This is a genomic window from Epilithonimonas sp. UC225_85 (assembly GCF_042695135.1).
Classification (GTDB): Bacteria; Bacteroidota; Bacteroidia; order Flavobacteriales; family Weeksellaceae; genus Epilithonimonas.
In genome coordinates this window covers 1,588,188-1,605,957 of the sequence record NZ_CP170547.1, presented here as the reverse complement: position 1 = coordinate 1,605,957, position 17,770 = coordinate 1,588,188, and the positions used below count along the sequence as shown (strand labels likewise).

At 36.4% G+C, this 17,770-nt stretch carries 12 protein-coding genes; 6 read left to right on the top strand and 6 right to left on the bottom strand.

Translation table 11 applies throughout. The features are described from left to right. Nucleotides 1-84: 84 nt before the first annotated feature. Nucleotides 85-2,871 carry an excinuclease ABC subunit UvrA gene (gene uvrA / locus ACFJGY_RS07495; RefSeq protein ID WP_379969646.1) on the top strand — a complete coding sequence of 929 codons (2,787 nt, stop codon included), beginning with the start codon at nucleotides 85-87 and terminating at the stop codon, nucleotides 2,869-2,871. Between the two features lie 682 nt (nucleotides 2,872-3,553). On the opposite strand, the gene ACFJGY_RS07490 is transcribed toward uvrA, so the two are convergent. Then, nucleotides 3,554-4,222: a YceI family protein gene (locus tag ACFJGY_RS07490; RefSeq protein ID WP_379969644.1), complete on the bottom strand. Its 669-nt coding sequence runs from the start codon at nucleotides 4,220-4,222 to the stop codon at nucleotides 3,554-3,556. Nucleotides 4,223-4,618: 396 nt separating this feature from the next. Here ACFJGY_RS07490 and ACFJGY_RS07485 point away from each other — a divergent pair, with 396 nt between their 5' ends. Further along, entirely contained in the window at nucleotides 4,619-5,500 is an 882-nt protein-coding gene (locus tag ACFJGY_RS07485) for a polysaccharide deacetylase family protein (RefSeq protein ID WP_379969642.1), read from the top strand. Nucleotides 5,501-5,617: 117 nt separating this feature from the next. Here the strand turns inward: ACFJGY_RS07485 and ACFJGY_RS07480 are convergent, their stop codons facing one another. The 3 genes from ACFJGY_RS07480 to ACFJGY_RS07470 all read right to left on the bottom strand — a co-directional run bounded on the left by ACFJGY_RS07480 (nucleotide 5,618) and on the right by ACFJGY_RS07470 (nucleotide 10,704). Continuing rightward, entirely contained in the window at nucleotides 5,618-6,382 is a 765-nt protein-coding gene (locus ACFJGY_RS07480; protein WP_379970139.1) for a TIGR02757 family protein, read from the bottom strand. A 252-nt stretch (nucleotides 6,383-6,634) separates the two neighbouring features. Further along, nucleotides 6,635-8,281: an alkaline phosphatase PafA gene (pafA, locus tag ACFJGY_RS07475; protein WP_379969640.1), complete on the bottom strand. Its 1,647-nt coding sequence runs from the start codon at nucleotides 8,279-8,281 to the stop codon at nucleotides 6,635-6,637. Nucleotides 8,282-8,565: 284 nt separating this feature from the next. Further along, nucleotides 8,566-10,704, bottom strand: a complete 2,139-nt coding sequence (locus ACFJGY_RS07470) for an outer membrane beta-barrel protein (RefSeq protein WP_379969638.1) — start codon at nucleotides 10,702-10,704, stop codon at nucleotides 8,566-8,568. 130 nt (nucleotides 10,705-10,834) lie between these two features. Between ACFJGY_RS07470 and ACFJGY_RS07465 the strand changes: the two genes are divergently transcribed. Together ACFJGY_RS07465 and ACFJGY_RS07460 are read left to right on the top strand one after the other, a co-directional pair. Further along, entirely contained in the window at nucleotides 10,835-11,398 is a 564-nt protein-coding gene (locus ACFJGY_RS07465; RefSeq protein WP_379969636.1) for a DUF4256 domain-containing protein, read from the top strand. 8 nt (nucleotides 11,399-11,406) lie between these two features. After that, nucleotides 11,407-11,787 carry a hypothetical protein gene (locus ACFJGY_RS07460; protein WP_379969634.1) on the top strand — a complete coding sequence of 127 codons (381 nt, stop codon included), beginning with the start codon at nucleotides 11,407-11,409 and terminating at the stop codon, nucleotides 11,785-11,787. A gap of 91 nt (nucleotides 11,788-11,878) precedes the next feature. Here ACFJGY_RS07460 and ACFJGY_RS07455 read toward each other — a convergent pair whose 3' ends face one another. Then, nucleotides 11,879-12,805: a malate dehydrogenase gene (locus tag ACFJGY_RS07455; RefSeq protein ID WP_379969632.1), complete on the bottom strand. Its 927-nt coding sequence runs from the start codon at nucleotides 12,803-12,805 to the stop codon at nucleotides 11,879-11,881. A 235-nt stretch (nucleotides 12,806-13,040) separates the two neighbouring features. Between ACFJGY_RS07455 and pfkA the strand changes: the two genes are divergently transcribed. Together pfkA and gap are read left to right on the top strand one after the other, a co-directional pair. After that, on the top strand, nucleotides 13,041-14,027 hold the full coding sequence (pfkA, locus tag ACFJGY_RS07450; RefSeq protein ID WP_379969630.1) for a 6-phosphofructokinase: 987 nt from the start codon (nucleotides 13,041-13,043) through the stop codon (nucleotides 14,025-14,027). Nucleotides 14,028-14,085: 58 nt separating this feature from the next. Continuing rightward, nucleotides 14,086-15,090, top strand: a complete 1,005-nt coding sequence (gene gap / locus ACFJGY_RS07445; RefSeq protein ID WP_379969628.1) for a type I glyceraldehyde-3-phosphate dehydrogenase — start codon at nucleotides 14,086-14,088, stop codon at nucleotides 15,088-15,090. Between the two features lie 58 nt (nucleotides 15,091-15,148). On the opposite strand, the gene ACFJGY_RS07440 is transcribed toward gap, so the two are convergent. Beyond that, a complete protein-coding gene (locus tag ACFJGY_RS07440) occupies nucleotides 15,149-17,635 on the bottom strand; it encodes a T9SS type A sorting domain-containing protein (RefSeq protein WP_379969626.1) in 2,487 nt (828 codons plus the stop codon). Nucleotides 17,636-17,770 lie beyond the last annotated feature (135 nt).

Here is a 17,770-nt window from a genome sequence, read left to right as displayed (position 1 = left end):
TTCATAAAATCTTAATAGTTTAAATCCAAAATCTTATTCCGAATCATTTTTATTTTCCGTAATTTTGTAGGTCTCATTTTTACTATGGCTACAACAACCGATATCGATATCAAGAAATTTCTTTTCGTTAAAAACGCACATCTTAACAACCTGAAACACATAGATGTTCTGATTCCAAAGAACAAACTGATTGTGATTACAGGCGTCTCCGGAAGTGGAAAATCTTCTCTGGCTTTTGACACCATTTATGCCGAAGGACAGAGGCGTTATGTGGAAAGTCTGAGCTCATACGCGCGTCAGTTTTTGGGGAAATTAGAAAAACCAAAAATCGATGATATCAAAGGTTTGGCGCCGTCTATTGCAATTCAGCAAAAGGTGATTTCGTCCAATCCGCGTTCTACTGTTGGAACTTCTACAGAGATTTACGATTATATGAAGTTGTTCTTTGCGCGCGTTGGCCGAACTTATTCCCCGATTTCCGGCGAAGAAGTGAAAAAAGACAGCGTAACAGACGTCATTGATTTTATTAAAAATTCGAAGAAAGATTCGACGTTTCTGCTGTTGGCTCCTTTGGAATTTGATATTAAAAATTTCAAGGAACAACTGAAAACACTCAAAGTTTCCGGTTTCACGAGGCTGGAAGTTAGTGGAAATGTTGCGGGGATTGAAGATCTGGAAGCATTCGGATTCGTTCCGGAGAAAGAGATGACTATCAACTTGGTTATTGACAGATTCAGTTATGAGGAAGATGAGAATTTCCTTCAGAGACTGGCCGATTCTATCCAAATGGCTTTCTACGAAGGTCACGGCTATTGTTCTTTGAAAAATACAGACACTGGAAACGTCCGTGAGTTCTCGAATAAATTTGAATTAGACGGCATTGTTTTCAACGAACCGAATGTCCATTATTTCAGTTTTAATAATCCTTACGGTGCTTGCCCAACTTGTGAAGGTTACGGAAAAGTAATCGGGATTGATGAAGATCTTGTGATTCCTAATAAAAATCTTTCTCTTCACGAAGATGCCGTGGCTGCCTGGCGTGGCGAAAGTATGAGCGAATGGAAGAAAGATTTTATCAAAAAAAACAAAGATTTCCCGATTCATAAGCCTTATCATCAATTAACAAAAGAGCAAAAGCAATTCCTGTGGAAAGGTGACAAAACCAGAAATTTCCCAAGCATTGATAATTTCTTCAAAATGCTGGAGGAAAATCTTTATAAAATCCAGTACCGCGTGATGCTTTCGCGCTATCGTGGAAAAACGCTTTGTCCGACATGCGAAGGCCTGAGACTAAGAGAAGAAACAAGCTGGGTGAAAATTGACGGTTATAATATTCAGTCATTCATAGAATTACCTTTGGATGAGTTTCTGCCATTAATTAAAACTTTAAAACTCAACGAGCACGATAAGGAAATCGCAAAACGTCTGATTTACGAGATCGAAACTCGATTAGAATTTCTGACGAAAGTTGGTCTCGGCTATTTAACATTAAACAGAACTTCAAATACACTTTCCGGTGGTGAAAGCCAGAGAATTAATCTGGCAACGAGTTTGGGAAGTTCGCTCGTAGGTTCAATTTATATTTTGGACGAGCCGAGTATTGGTTTACATTCCAGAGATACTGAAAATCTTATTGGCGTTTTGAAACAGCTTAGAGACCTTGGAAATACCGTAATCGTTGTAGAACACGATGAAGACGTAATGAAAGCTGCCGACCATATCATTGATATTGGACCGGAAGCCGGTTATCTCGGTGGCGAGTTGGTTTTCAACGGAAATTACGAAGAGATGATGAAATCTGATACGCTGACCGCAAAATATCTTAGTGGCGAAATGGAAATCGAAGTTCCTAAAAAACGCAGAAAAACAAAAGAATACATCGAGATAAAAGGCGCTCGTCAAAACAACTTAAAGAATATCGACGTCAATGTTCCTTTAGAATGTTTAACGGTTATTACTGGCGTTTCCGGAAGTGGAAAATCGACTCTGATGAAAGAAGTGATGACGAATGCGATTCAAATTCAACTCGGGATGGGTGGGAAAAAAGCGGATTATGACTCGGTTACCTTTCCTTCAAAATTGATTCAGAATATTGAGTTGATTGACCAGAACCCAATCGGAAAATCGTCCCGTTCCAATCCAGTCACTTATCTGAAAGCTTATGATGATATACGTGATCTTTTTGCGAAACAAAAATCTGCAAAAGTTCAGGGACTTAAACCCAAACATTTCTCCTTCAATGTGGATGGCGGACGTTGCGATGAATGTAAAGGTGACGGTGTCATCACCGTCTCAATGCAGTTTATGGCAGACATAGAGCTGGAATGTGAAGTTTGCCACGGAACACGTTTCAAAAAAGAAATCCTTGAGATAAAATATGACGAGAAAAATATCTCGGACATCCTTCATATGACGGTGGACGAGGCTTTGGAATTCTTCTCAGAAAACCATGAGGAAAAAATCGTTACCAAAATAAAACCTTTGCAGGACGTCGGTCTTGGCTATCTGCAATTGGGGCAATCTTCTTCTACCCTTTCCGGCGGTGAAGCGCAAAGAGTGAAACTGGCATCTTTTCTTGTCAAGGGTTATACAACAGACAAAACACTTTTCGTCTTTGATGAACCGTCAACAGGATTGCATTTCCACGACATCAAGAAATTACTGAAATCCCTCCAGGCCTTGATAGAATTGGGACATTCGGTTGTGGTTATTGAGCATCAGCCGGATATTATTAAAACTGCAGATCACATTATTGATATCGGTCCAAACGCTGGAAAATATGGTGGTGAAGTTGTTTTCTCGGGAACTCCTGAAGATTTGGTAAAAGTAAAGGAGTCTTTTACAGCGAAGTATATTGCAGAGAAATTGTAGGAATGTTTAGAAAACCATTAAGCCATATAGTCTTTTATATTGTAGGATTTATTGTCTTATATCTTTCTTATAAATTCTCCCCCACCAACTTAGCCGGACCCGGATTAGATATTTTTGTTTTATTAGTTTTATGTATTTCTATAATTTTACTGATATTACTGACTTGGTTTAAATTTAAAATTGAAATTTCCACTAAATTAAATATTTCAATTATTCATTTGATTGGAATAGGCGTAATAATTTGGTTTATAAATCAGCCTCAATAATTCAGTTATCCACAAAAAAATGTGGATAAGTATGAAATTTTAACATTCAGTTTACATTTCGTATTGTTTTTCTTTCTAAATTTACATTATAAGATTAAGAAAAATACTGTGATAACTTACTTATTTTCAATCAGAATCATTCAAACTAAATTTGATATAAAAATCAAAGGATAGCATTGTCGGCTATCCTTTTTTGTTGTTGTTTAACTAAAAAAATGAGATGTCTTTATCTACTGAACCGGCTCCTAAAGAGTCGGTTCTTTTGTTTCAAAACAATTAAACTTCAAAGGCTTCGACGCTGCTCAGACTGACAATTTTTAAGAGATATCACACTGAGCGGAGTCGAAGTGTTTTTAGCAATAAAAAAAAGACTGTCTCTTTCGAAACAGTCTTCTCCTTTTCATTTTTAAAATCTATTATTTAGCAGCATTTACGTTGATGCCAATTTCGATGTCTTTGCTGATCATCCATTCTGCAGGATCGGTTTCGTCTGTCCCGAATTTGATTCCCCAGTCCGTCCTGTTCACAGTAAATTTAGCTTCGATAGCGGCTTTACCTTCAGCAACAGTCACTTTTGCAGGGAAAGAAACATTTAATGTTTTTCCTTGTAGAGTAAGATTACCACTGATTGTTTTATTAGCTCCGGCTACAGCATCTTTTGCGGGTGTTCCTGTCAAATCAGCTACAGAAGTAATTTTAAAATCAGATGTTTGATTTTTTTCTACATTGAAGAAATCTGCACTCTTAAGGTGTTTTTCAAGATCTGCAGGTTTTTTATCCGCCTCAGTTACAGATGCAGGATCAACTTTAAGAGTTGTCATATCGATTACAAAATCTCCAGAAGTCACCGCATTGTCTGCAATTGTCAACTCACCAGATTTCAAGTTCAAAGTTCCCCATCTTGGAGCGAAACCACCTTTGTGGAAAGCTTTCCAGTTCACATTGGACGTTGCCAAATCCACTTTGTAAGCGTCGCCGGTTTTCGCTGCCACTTCTTGCGCATCTTTTACAGTTTCTTTTTTGTCATTACAAGCAGTGAACAACAATGCCGCTCCTGCAAATGCCAATACGGTTAATTTTTTCATAGAAAATTATTTTGATTAAACTTTTAATGCAGCAAAAATAAGACCTTAAACAAAGAACAGACGTTGATGTAAATCAAGAAAGGTTTTACAAATATTTATTTGGGCAGCTTTATCCGCCTTCCACTCCCAATCTTTTTTGCTCAAGATTTATCTATAAATTGAAATTGAGTACACGCAAAAAAGGATTTCCGTTCAAGTCGGGCTGCGATGATTCAGTGTTAAATTTTACAAGGCATTACTATTAATAAAATAAAATTTAAAATAATCACAAGTAACTGATTATCAATACATATTAATTTAAATATAATTTAAAAAAAGACAATCATCGGCATCAAATTTGATTCTAAATTTTAACTTAATTAACAATTTTTAACAATTTAAAGCCATTTATTTCCAATGAAAAAAACTTTTGCTGAAAAATCAAGTCTTTTGGTTTTTCTTGGAACTGCTGCATTAATCTCTACAGCAGTATTTTTTTTGAAATCCTGTAACAAAAAAACAGAAAAAGAACAGGAACAACTCTCAACAGAACATAATTCAGAAAAAATTGTCCCCAGATCAGCAAAAGTCATGTCTTCAAAACCCGACATTCCCGACGACCCAAATAAACGTTATATCTATCTGACCTTCGATGATGGACCAAACAGAGGGACGAAAAACCTATTGAAGATTACAAATAAATATCAAATTCCAATAACCGCTTTCGTTGTAGGAAAACATGCCTACGACAGCAAAACTCAGGCAAAAGAACTCAAAGAACTGGAAAATGATAAACTTGTGGAGATTGCAAATCACAGCTATTCCCATGCCGCAAACCGATATTCTGAATTCTATAAAAATCCGGAAAATGTGATTCACGATTTTGACAGAGCAAGAGATAGCATCAAATTCAAAAATAAATATGCCAGAACACCCGGACGGAATATTTGGAGGACAGCTGATATTACTGCAACCGATATCAAAACTTCAAAAATTGCTGCTGATGAACTCCAAAGATCAGGCTATACTTTGGTTGGCTGGGATCTGGAATGGAAACCTGATAATACAATGAAGCTGAAAGGCACTCATAAAGAAATGGCAAAAAGAATAGACAGCATTTTTTTTAACGATCTGGAAAAGACTTCCAGGCATTTGGTTTTTCTGACACACGATCAATATCTTCACGATGATGATTCGGTTCGGGAATTGGATTTGTTTATTTCGGGTTTGCAGAACAGCAACCGTTTTGAATTCCGGAAAATTTCGGATTATCCTAAGATTAACGATATTTTGAAATAATTTTTATAACCACAAAACACTTCGACTCCGCTCAGTGTGACATCTAATACTAAATGGTAGAATTTTAGTGATGTCAGTCTGAGCGGAGTCGAAGACTTTTTTATAAGAAACTTTATTCTATTCAAATTCTTTAGAAACACCCAGTCCAAACAAAGCGAAATCGTAGATTGCCGGGTCATCAGAATTATATTTCCTAAGAATCAAATCCAATTCCTCCACCGCTTTCCAATCGTTTTGTTTTCTGGTTAAGATTCCTAATTTTCTGGAAATATTTGCCGTATGAACATCCAAAGGAATCGATAAAAACTTAGAGTCAATGTTTTCCCAAATGCCGAAATCGACGCCTTTTTTATCTTTCCGAACCATCCAACGTAAAAACATTATCAGTCTTTTGGAAGCCGAATTTTTGTAAGGCGAACTCACGTGTTTTTGCCCACGGTGTTTTTCGGAAATGAACTGATTGCGGAATCGCTCAATTGAATGATAAAAATTGGTTTCATTTTCATTGATTAGAAATGCTTCTTCCAGACTATCAAACAGAGTATAAATCCGGCGAAAATTCTTTAAAAAAAAAATAAAATCTTCGTGGTTGAAAGTTCTGTGAATCGCTTTTTGTGGAATTTTACCCAAATCAGAATCTGTGAAATTCATAACAAAATCGTACGGTGAATCTCCCATCAATTCCATCATTTTATTGGCGTCATTAATAATTGATTTCCGGTTTCCCCAGGCAATACTTGCCGACAAGAATGCTGAAATCTCAATATCCTGTTTCAAAGAAAAACAATGTGGAATCTGAATGGGGTCATCGGTTATAAAATCGGGCGAATTGTAGAGTTCTGCTTTTTCATTCAGCAAATCGAAGATGTCTTTTTCTTTCAAATTCATAATCTATTAATGGTTTTTGAACACAAAGTTCACTAAGATTTTTTACATTCTTTATGTTTTTAAGTTCACAAAGGCGTAAAACTTATAAAAGCTCACAAATCTTCATTAAAAAAATTGCCATTCTGTAAGAATCTCTACAAAGACTGTTTTAGATTCCTCCGGAATGACAATATTGGGCTTATATTTTATTTAAAAATTAAAGCAATTACAATCTAACTTCTAAATTCTAACCTCTAACTTCTATTTTTATCTCCCAATCACTTCTGTAATAGGATTTCCGATGTTTCCACTTGGAAATTCGATGTGAAGTAAAGCGGAAACGGTTGGCGCAATATCGGTCATATTATACTCTTTATTGCTTTCGCCGTGTTTGATTCTCCAACCCATAAAAATCAACGGAATGTGAGAATCGTAGGAATTCCAAACGCTGTGAGTCGTTCCTTTTTTAGCGTACGTTGGTAACATTCCGTCGTGGGAAACAATCTGGATATCGCCACTTCTCTGCCAGTTGTAACCGTTGATAGCTCTGGTTTTTATAGGTTCTGGAATAGCTGATGAACCTATTTTGTTCAAATCTACAGCATACAAAACTCTTGGGTCTTTGTTCAAATTGTTGATAATTGTAGTTTTGATATCATTTTCATCAAGATTTTTTTCTTTGATCAAACTTTGATTAAGATAGATCTGATAATTATCGATTCCTAGAATCAGTTTGGAATTAGCATATTTTTTCTCTAATTCTGCACCTAAATTTTTCTCCATCCCGTCATCATAGAATCCACCTAGAATTTTATTTGCTCTCAGGAATCCTTCTGCATTTGCGCCACCGTGATCGGCAGATAAAAAGACTAAATAATTGTTTTTTCCAACTTTATCATCCAGCATTTTGAAAAACGCCGCCAAGTCTTTGTCTAATCTGATATAGGTATCTTCCACTTCCACGGAATTTGGTCCGTAAGAATGTCCGACGTAATCCGTTGAAGCCAGATTAATTGCAAGAAAATCTGTCTCTGTACCTTTTCCCAAAGCATAGTTATCCAAAGCGGCTTCGGCAAATTTCAAAGTCAGAGTATTCCCGAAAGGTGTTGTTCTGATCACACCTTTTTTGGTTGCATAATCCGTCAACAGGTTCTTATAAGGAAAAACCGGATCCTTTGCTGTTCCTACAGGATATTCCCATTGTACATTGTCGGCTGTACTTTCTGTATATTCAGAAATTGGCAAAGTCGTTTCCCAGCCGTTCGCCAAAAGTTTTTCCGGAACTTTCTGATCATTAAAATCCGTCACCCATTTTGGAAGTTCATTCATATAATAAGAACTCGTGATGAAGTTCCCAGAAGAATCATCAAACCAAAAAGCGCCTGTCGGATTATGACCCGCCGGCAAAATAGAAGCACGGTCTTTCAAAGAAACACCCACGACTTTTGATTTGAAATTACTGGCAATCCTCAACTGGTCCGTCATCGTAGTTGACCAAAGGTTTTTTGGAGAATGACTGCCCATTTTTCTATCTGTGGAACCAACAGGATTTACGCTGTCATCAGTTGTACAATAGACATTTTTCCCGGTTTCTTTGTCTGTCCAGTCGTTCCCGGCAATCCCGTGAATGGAAGGCACCGACCCTGTATAAATTGAAGTATGACCAATCGCCGTAACTGTTGGGATGTAAGGAATATGAACATTGTTAAGAGAATATCCTTCGCCCAAAAGTCTTTGAAAACCTCCTTTCCCGAATTTTTTCTCAAAGCGGTAAAGATAATCCCAACGCATCTGGTCAACGACTAATCCTACCACTAATTTTGGTCTTTCTCCTGAATTTAATTTTGTTTTCTGAGCATTAATATTTCCAAATGTAGCCACAGCCAAAATGAAAATCTGAATTTTTCTGAACATTGAATTACTTTTTATTGGGCCCAAATTTACAGCTTTCAAAAGTTTTTGGATGTGAAATTTTATTAAAATTTGTTCTTCGAAGAAATTAAACGCAAAGGCACAAGAAAGATTCAATTCAATGTTTTAAGGTACAAAGGACTTCTACTCCGCTCAGTCTGACAGCGCTAACAATAAACGTTTATTCCTCGGAATATCAATCTGAACGGAATCGAAGACTTTCATATATTTTACAACAAAAAAGAACGAGCAATTGCCCGTTCTGATTAATTTTAGATTTGAGAATGTTATTTTCCGCCGCCGGAATTTTTCTCGACATCGGTTTTGGTATTTTCTTTTACTTTTTGATTTCCGAACCTTTTTACAAATGTCAGCGAGAATCCGTACCAGTCCCATTTATTGTAATTCTGGAAAGTCCCAATCTGGCTGTAAGTCGTTGTGTTCATACCCGGTCTTTTGAAGATATTCATCAATTGCAGGCTGGTTTCTATCTGGGAAACAGGAAATATCTTCGTTACAGAAATGGTATGAAAATAATTGTACTTATTTGCTACCGAATTACCATTATTCTGGTTATCCACACTTAACCAAGCACTTACATTGATATTTTTGTTAAATAAATTAGTATAAGAAAGATTGGTAGAACCTCCGATATAACTGATGTAATTATTCTCTGTACTCAATCCGTTTCTGATATTAAAATCACTGTTATCGATATAATACCAGCCAATCCCGAAGTTGACATTCAGTTTGTTTTTGAAAAGATTCTGATTGGTGTTTGCAAAAAGGTAGAACTTTTCTACTTTTCCTTTAAAATTATCCTGAAAGACAATGGTTTTTCCTTCTTCTTGTGTATAATTGTCCCAATAATCCTGGTCGGTAAACATATATCTTGCTGAGATAAAATATTTTTTGAACAAACCAAATTTCAGGGCAATTCTGTCACTTGGATTTGGAAGAAGCTCCATATTTCCACGGTAAAACATTCCATTATTGCCTGGTAATAAAAATGGATTAAACTCAGCATACCAAGGGCGCCAGAGATTGTGATTATAGGTCAGACTCAAATCATAATTTGGAGAAAAAGAATATTTTAGCAATAGATTTGGCAAAAAAGTTCCGTAAGAATCTTTTTTTCCTTTATTCGCGACATTCTCTCTGATTTTATAATCAATATGTTCATACCGCAGGCCGACTCTGGTTTCAAGCTTTTTAAAAAATGTTTTGCTGTAATTGAAATATAGGGAATTGATATTATCCGAATAATGAAAATCGCTATTTACATTCTTAGTAATATCAATCAGATCTTGATAAGTGTTTGGGACTACATTATTATTAAAATTTGATTTTCCTCCAACTTCCAGATTTCCTCCATTTTTGCCTAATGGTGTTGTGAAATCGACTTTAACATAATAATTTCTGTTTTGTGTATCGGAATTGATTTTTGTCAATCCCGAAATTAAAGACTGTTCATTTGTACTGACAAAATCTGTCATATCATTAGAAGAATCGTAATTGTTCCCAAAATTAATGTCTAAAATCCTGTTCTTCTCCTTATCATAATATTTATAAAAAAAGTTGGTTCCTAAGGTCCTTGCACGTGATAATCTACTTAGGTTCTGGATAATAGATTCATCAAAAACATTATTGATAGATGTTGTAACATCAGAATTGGAAGTAGAAGTTCTATTGCCCTGATAATACTCCACAACAAGGCCTATACTATTTTTATTGTTAAGTTCTAATTCTGAAGTTGATGAAACTGATGGGTCTTTGCTTACAAATGTGCTTTCTGCATTGATGTTTTTAACCGTATTATTTTCGTAAAAATTATTCTTAGAATTATTTTTTGTGATGAAAATATTATCGTTATAACTTCCCGTAAAAGTCTGAGTAAAATTTTTCTTATGATAATTAAGATTCAGACTTCCGTATTGATTATTCTTTGTATTCTGAGTATTGGTAAGGGAAATGCTTTCTTTCAGGCCTTCATCATCCCGTTTTTTGAGTACGATATTAATGACGGCTCCGGTTGCTTCATACCGTGAAGAAGGACTTGTGATGACCTCAATTTTCATCAGGTTGTCAGCCGGAATAGTTTTGAGATATTCCTTCAGTTCCTTGCCTGTGAAAACTGATTTTCTGTCATTAATATAAACTGTAACCGATTCGCCTTCTGCTCTTACGTTGTCATTATTATCAATGCTTACCAAAGGCGTCATCCTCACAATGTCCCAAGTGGTATTTCCTGCAAGAATAGAAGTGTTCGCCACATTAAAAACTGTTCTGTCCGCCTTGCTTTCGACAGTCGGCTTTTTGGCGATTAACGTCACAGATTCTATTTCTTTTGATTTGATGGTATCATTGGTCTGAGCAAAAAATAAGCTGCCGTACAATAATCCCAATGATGATAAGAGTAATTTCATTGAGTAGTTTTATTATAAGACATCTGAAGCCTTATAATTGTTACATCCAAAATTTTATTTTAATTAATAAACAGTTTGAATTTTTATTAAATTTGAAAGAATGTTTTGAAAACTAAATCATTAAGAAACTATGAGCACCAAAAATAAATTATCATCCGAACAGCAATCTGAGGTAATCAAAACTATAAAAACACGTTTCGAAAAAAATCCAAATCGTCACGAAAATATAAAATGGGAAGATGTTCAGAAGAAACTGGAATCCAACCCTGAAAAACTCTGGTCACTCCACGAAATGGAAAGAACCGAAGGCGAACCAGATGTTGTTGGTTTTGATGAAAAGACGAATGAATATCTTTTTTTCGACTGTTCCCCAGAAAGTCCGAAAGGCAGACGAAGTCTTTGCTATGACCGGAAAGCACTTGATTCCAGAAAAGAAAATAAGCCTGCAAACAGCGCGGTTGACTTAGCTACAGAAATAGGAGTCGAAATTTTGAATGAACAACAATACAGAGAGTTACAAACATTAGGCAACTTCGATTTGAAAACGTCCAGCTGGGTAAAAACGCCTGAAGAAATCAGAAAGTTGGGAGGTGCAGTTTTCTGTGACAAACGCTACAATAAGGTTTTCCTCTATCACAACGGCGCCGAATCCTATTATGCTGCGAGGGGTTTCAGAGGTGTTTTAAGAGTTTAATTTGATTGATGAAAAAACCTGTCAGTTTTAATTATTCCGATTTTGATTTCGTTAAGAATATTGCGCTTTCATTTCCCTATACAGAGGAAAGTGTTTCCCACGAAGAAACGCCGTCTGTAAAAGTCCGTGGAAAGCTGATGTGCAGGCTTCACGACAATGGCGAATTCATCCCAATCAGAATTGGTTTTGAATCAAGAGAGTATTATCTGGAAAACTATCCCGATATTTTTCATTTGCCGGATCACTTTAAAAATTATCCTTACATCTGTATGTGGAAAGACTGTCACGACAGAAAACTTGTTACCGAAGTTCTTGAAATAAGCTGGAGAACGTTGGCAACAAAAAAGCAGGTTAAGGATTTTGATGCTGGGAAAAGTTCATTAGATTAATTTCTAAGAATTATATTTATAAAGAATATAATAAAATCAAAAAACCGTTCCGAAATTTCGGAACGGTTTAATTCTATATAAAAATCTTAATTTAGAACTTAAGATCTCCGTTTACATCTCTTACCGCCTGTGCAGCTTCCGCAAATTTTGTTTTTTCTTCTTCTGTCAAAGTGATGTTAACGATTTTCTCAACACCATCTTTCCCGATGATTGCAGGAACGCCAAGACAGATATCGCTTTCGCCATATTCGCCGTCCAGCATTAGAGAACAAGGGATCATTTTTTTCTGATCACAAAGGATAGACTGAACCATTACAGAGACAGCCGCGCCCGGTGCGTACCAAGCTGAAGTTCCTAATAATTTGGTTAATGTAGCGCCGCCAACTTTAGTTTCTTCGATAACAGAAGCTTTTTGCTCATCGCTCAAGAATTCTGAAACTGGAACGCCGTTTCTTGTTGCTTTGCTGTAAAGTGGTAGCATTCCTGTGTCAGAATGTGCTGCGATTACCATTCCGTCTACATCAGAAATTGGAGATCCCAACGCTTCTGCCAATCTGTATTTGAATCTTGCAGAATCCAACGCGCCGCCCATTCCGATGATTCTTTCTTTTGGAAGACCAGAAGTTTTGTGAACCAAATATGCCATTGTATCCATCGGGTTGGAAACCACAATAATGATAACGTCCGGCGAATATTTTACCAGGTTTTGAGTCACTTCTTTTACAATCCCTGCGTTGATACCGATCAATTCTTCTCTCGTCATTCCCGGTTTTCTTGGGATTCCGGAAGTAATTACCGCTACTTTGGAACCTGCAGTTTTGGAATAATCTCCTGTTGTTCCGGTGATTTTGGTATCAAAACCATTCAGAGAAGCCGTCTGCATAAGATCCATTGCTTTACCTTCTGCAAATCCTTCTTTGATATCTACCAAAACAACTTCTGAAGCGAAGTCTTTCATTGCAATATATTCTGCACAACTAGCTCCTACTGCGCCTGCGCCAACTACGGTAACTTTCATAATAATGTATTTTTTATTAGTTTAAAATTTTATTTTGTATTGTTCGTAAATATAATAAAACTTACAAAGGCAGAGAAAAATTTAATTCTAATATTTGTCATATTTTAAAATATATAATTGCTACATTTTATACCATCGTGATACTTAACATATGATACAATTTGTATCATAATATTAAAGTCGTTCTTTAATATGATTCCTATTTCGTAAATTTGCTCTGAAAAAAATTGAAAATATGTCAGAAAACAACATAAAATCCATTGCGGTTTTGACTTCCGGAGGTGATGCTCCGGGGATGAATGCTGCTTTGCGAGCTGTTGTAAGAACAGCAAATTACTACAATATAGACTGTTACGGAATCCGAGAAGGTTATAATGGTCTTATTGCAGGTGATGTTACAAAGATGGGACCTCGTTCCGTAAAAAATATAATCAACCAAGGTGGAACGATTCTGAAATCGGCAAGATCCAAAGAATTCATGACGCCGGAAGGCAGAAAAAAAGCTTATGATCAATGCGTCAAATTAGGTATTGATGCTTTGGTTTGTATCGGCGGGGACGGAAGTTTTACCGGCGCAAAAGTTTTCAATGAAGAATTTGGTGTCAAAGTGATTGGCGTTCCAGGGACTATCGATAACGATATCTTCGGGACAGATAAAACAATTGGTTATGATACAGCTCTTAATACAGCAATGGACGCAATCGATAAGATCCGAGACACAGCTACTTCTCACAATCGTGTTTTCTTTGTAGAAGTTATGGGTCGTGATGCAGGTTTCATCGCCTTAAACAGCGGAATTGCAACCGGAGCTCTGGACATCCTTATTCCGGAAAGAAAAGACAGTCTGGAAGATTTGTTCAACACTTTCAGAACAGCTGAGAAGGTTGGTAAATCATCAAGCATTGTCGTTGTCGCAGAAGGCGAAGAATTAGCTAGTATCTATGATCTCGCAAAAGCTACAAAAGATGAATTCCCTAATTATGATATCCGCGTCACCATTCTTGGTCACATCCAGAGAGGCGGATCGCCAAGCTGCGCAGACAGAGTGCTTGCGAGCAATCTTGGCTATGGCGCAGTCGTAGGATTGATGGAAGGTAAAAACAAAGTCATGGTGGGAATGCAATCCAACAAAATTACTTACACACCTATCGAAGAAGCGATCAAAAAACATAACGAAATAGATAAAGATCTGCTTAAAATTGCTGAGATTTTAGCAATGTAAAGTCCTTATTTTTTCGTAAATTTATATAACAAAAAAAACCTTAATATTTTAAAATAATATGTCAACAATTAAAGTAGGAATCAACGGATTCGGGAGAATCGGACGTTTAGTTTTCAGAGCAATGACTGAAAGAGAAAACATCGAAGTTGTAGGTATCAATGACCTTATCGATGCAGAATACATGGCTTATATGCTAAAGTACGATTCGGTTCACGGAACGTTTAAAGGCGAAGTATCAGTACAGGGAAACAACCTTGTTGTAAACGGAAAAACTATCCGCGTAACTGCTGAGAAAGATCCTAACAACCTAAAATGGAATGAAGTAGGTGCAGAATATATCGTAGAATCTACAGGTTTATTCTTATCTAAAGAAACTGCACAAGCTCATATCAACGCTGGAGCTAAGAAAGTAATCCTTTCTGCGCCGCCAAAAGATGATACGCCAATGTTTGTAATGGGTGTAAACCACAAAGAATTGACGAATGATATTTCTATCTTCTCAAACGCATCTTGTACAACCAACTGTCTTGCGCCATTGGCAAAAGTGATCCACGATAACTTCGGTATCGCAGAAGGACTTATGACAACTGTACATGCTACGACTGCAACCCAAAAAACTGTAGATGGACCATCTGCAAAAGACTGGAGAGGTGGTAGATCTGCGCTTAACAACATCATCCCTTCTTCTACAGGTGCTGCAAAAGCGGTAGGAAAAGTGATCCCTTCTCTTAACGGGAAATTGACTGGTATGTCTTTCAGAGTTCCGACTGCTGACGTTTCTGTAGTAGATTTGACTGTGAAATTGGATAAACCAACTTCTTACGAAGAAATCTGTGCAGCGATCAAAACTGCATCTGAAGGTGATCTTAAAGGTATTCTTGGATACACTGAAGATGCTGTGGTTTCTCAGGATTTCGTAAGCGATTCCAGAACTTCTATCTTCGACAAAGAGGCTGGAATTATGTTGAACCCAACGTTCGTAAAATTGGTATCTTGGTACGATAACGAATGGGGATATTCTAACAAATTGGCAGATATGCTTGTTCATTCAGCTTCTTTGTAATCTGAAGCTTTTTAATAATAAAAAAACCTCTGATATTTTTCAGAGGTTTTTTTATTATTTATTCTATAATGAATTTCTGACTTTGAATCTTTCCTTTATCGTTAGTCAGTTCCAGAATATAAATTCCTTTTCCAAGATGGCTAACATCAATCGTATAATTATCTTTATTAAATTCTTTTCCTGATAATCTTCGACCTGTGAAATCATAAATATTAAATCTTACCAATTGCGAAGTTGCGGAAATAAGCAGTTTTTCAGAAGTTGGATTCGGGTAAATTTTCACTTTCTCAACATTGTAATTATTACCAGCCAAATGTTCTTCTTCCCCACCAATGATTCTTGTAATTCTGTTTCTCCCTGTGCTATTATAAGATGTGAAATCCCCTACTGCTAAAAATTTTTCATCCTGAGTTATTAATTTATAAATAGGTTTATTTGCACCTGCCGAGGTTTTATTAAATGTTAAATCCAAAGTTCCGTCAGTTTCAAGTCTTGCGATGTAATTGCGTGTGACATTATTGTATTTTGTAAAACTTCCTCCAATCAAAACTTTGCCATTTTCCTGCATTACTAGAGTTTCTACACTTGCATTAGCACCAACTGTCGCAGTAAAGGATGCATCTCTGCTTCCGTTAGTATTCACTCTTGCAACTCTTGTAGAAGTCACGCCGTTAAAAGTTGTAAAATTACCTCCGATAACAATCTTCCCATCTGCCTGTATCACCATACTCGAAACGGTATTGTTTGCGCCGGTTCCAACAGCAAAAGAAGTATCTAAAGTCCCGTCTACATTTATTCTTGCCAATCTGTTTCTGGAAACACCATCGTATGTTGTAAAATTTCCGGAGATCAGAATTTTATTATCAGGCTGTAATTTCATAGCATAAATTGCATTATTGGCACCACTCAAAGGCTGGAAGCTAGTGTCAATAGTTCCATCGGTATTAAGCCTAAGGATTCGGTTGGCAGTTTTGGTATTGAAGACTGTAAAATCTCCGCACACCAAAATTTTTCCGTCTGGTTGGATGAGAATATCTCTTACAGGATCAGTCGGTCCATAGCCAATTTTGAAATCGTTGTCAATAGAACCGGCGGAAGAAATCCTTACCAGATATGATTTTGCAATCGTGTTAAAGGTAGAAAAATCACCACCAACAATAATTTTATTATCGCTTTGGACAGCTGCTGCCCGTATTGTTAGATCGGCTCCCACTCCTACCTGCAACGTATTATCGACATTGCCATCAGCATCAATCCTTGCAACTCTGTTATTCTGACTGTCATTAAAACTGTTGAAATTTCCTACAATAATTATTTTTTTGTCAGTTTGTACAGCGATATTGCGGATTGTACCATCTGCTGCATAACCTGGATTGAAAGTGGTATCTAAAGTTCCATCAAGATTGATCCTGGAAATATAATGTTTTACATTATTATTGAAAACCGAATAACTTCCTCCCGTCATTAGTTTCCCATCAGATTGCTGCTGAAAACTAGTGACGCTCGCCCCAAATCCTTTCCCCGGATTGAAGCTTGTATCTATCGTTCCATTCTCATTAATCCTGGTAATATAATTTCTCATCGTTCCGGAATAAATTGTAAAATCTCCTCCCAGCATCAGCTTTTTATCATTAAGGATAAGAATATTTCTTACAATATTATTAGCGCCAGTTCCAATTGTAAAAGTTTCGTCGATAGTTGCATCTTCATTGATTTTTACAATGGCGTTTTTTGTAATGTTATTGTATTTTGTAAATTTTCCTCCGATAAATATTTTCCCATCACCGGATAGTAATATTTTGTAAACGATATTGTTGAAGCCTGTTGTCGCAAAAGAATCATCTATACTTGCATCAGAATTGATCCTTACAACATAATTTTTGGAAACGGAATTATAAGTCGTAAAGTTACCACCTGCCAGAATTTTTCCATCCGCCTGAACAGCAACCGAATAAACATGAGAATTAAAACCGGAACTTGTATTAAATGTAGTATCGAGACTACCATCAGCATTGAGTCTGGCGATATATTGTCTAGTAATTCCGTTAAATTTCGTAAACTGCCCACCAATAATAATTTTGCCATCTGTCTGTAATGCAACACATTCGATAACACCATCTGCACCGGTTCCCGTTAGAAAACCAGCATCTGTCGTTCCGTCGGCATTCAGTCTTACAATCCTGTTTTTTGTAACACCATTGAAAGTGGTAAAGCTTCCGCAGACAATAATCTTCCCATCTGGCTGAGCTATAAAAGAAGACACATAATCATTTGCTCCGGAACCGATTATAAATGTACTATCAAAGCTTCCGTCTGTATTAATTCTCGCCAAAGATTTGGCAGTATTTGTATTATAAATTGTGAAATCACCACCAATAATGATTTTCCCATTTGGCTGGATCATGATATCTTTGACATAATCATTGGCACCATCGCCTAAACCAAATCCAAGATCAGTAGAATTAAAAGTTGTATCAACACTTCCAGGTTGTGCCTGTGTAAAGAAAAAAATCAGGAATAATATAGTTGATAAAAATTGTTTCATCCGCATAAAATATCCACAAATTTAACTGATAATTTGCAAATAATCACAAATTGATTATTAATACAATTTTAAACATTTAATTAAAATCTGAATATTTAATCCCCAAAAAAAATTAGGCATTCAGAATTAAAATGA

Coding starts and splice junctions, on each gene's coding strand:
- uvrA (WP_379969646.1), top strand. CDS start 85: ATGGCTACAACAACCGATATCGATATCAAGAAATTTCTTTTCGTTAAA.
- ACFJGY_RS07490 (WP_379969644.1), bottom strand. CDS start 4,222: ATGAAAAAATTAACCGTATTGGCATTTGCAGGAGCGGCATTGTTGTTC.
- ACFJGY_RS07485 (WP_379969642.1), top strand. CDS start 4,619: ATGAAAAAAACTTTTGCTGAAAAATCAAGTCTTTTGGTTTTTCTTGGA.
- pafA (WP_379969640.1), bottom strand. CDS start 8,281: ATGTTCAGAAAAATTCAGATTTTCATTTTGGCTGTGGCTACATTTGGA.
- ACFJGY_RS07470 (WP_379969638.1), bottom strand. CDS start 10,704: ATGAAATTACTCTTATCATCATTGGGATTATTGTACGGCAGCTTATTT.
- ACFJGY_RS07465 (WP_379969636.1), top strand. CDS start 10,835: ATGAGCACCAAAAATAAATTATCATCCGAACAGCAATCTGAGGTAATC.
- ACFJGY_RS07460 (WP_379969634.1), top strand. CDS start 11,407: ATGAAAAAACCTGTCAGTTTTAATTATTCCGATTTTGATTTCGTTAAG.
- ACFJGY_RS07455 (WP_379969632.1), bottom strand. CDS start 12,805: ATGAAAGTTACCGTAGTTGGCGCAGGCGCAGTAGGAGCTAGTTGTGCA.
- pfkA (WP_379969630.1), top strand. CDS start 13,041: ATGTCAGAAAACAACATAAAATCCATTGCGGTTTTGACTTCCGGAGGT.
- gap (WP_379969628.1), top strand. CDS start 14,086: ATGTCAACAATTAAAGTAGGAATCAACGGATTCGGGAGAATCGGACGT.
- ACFJGY_RS07440 (WP_379969626.1), bottom strand. CDS start 17,635: ATGAAACAATTTTTATCAACTATATTATTCCTGATTTTTTTCTTTACA.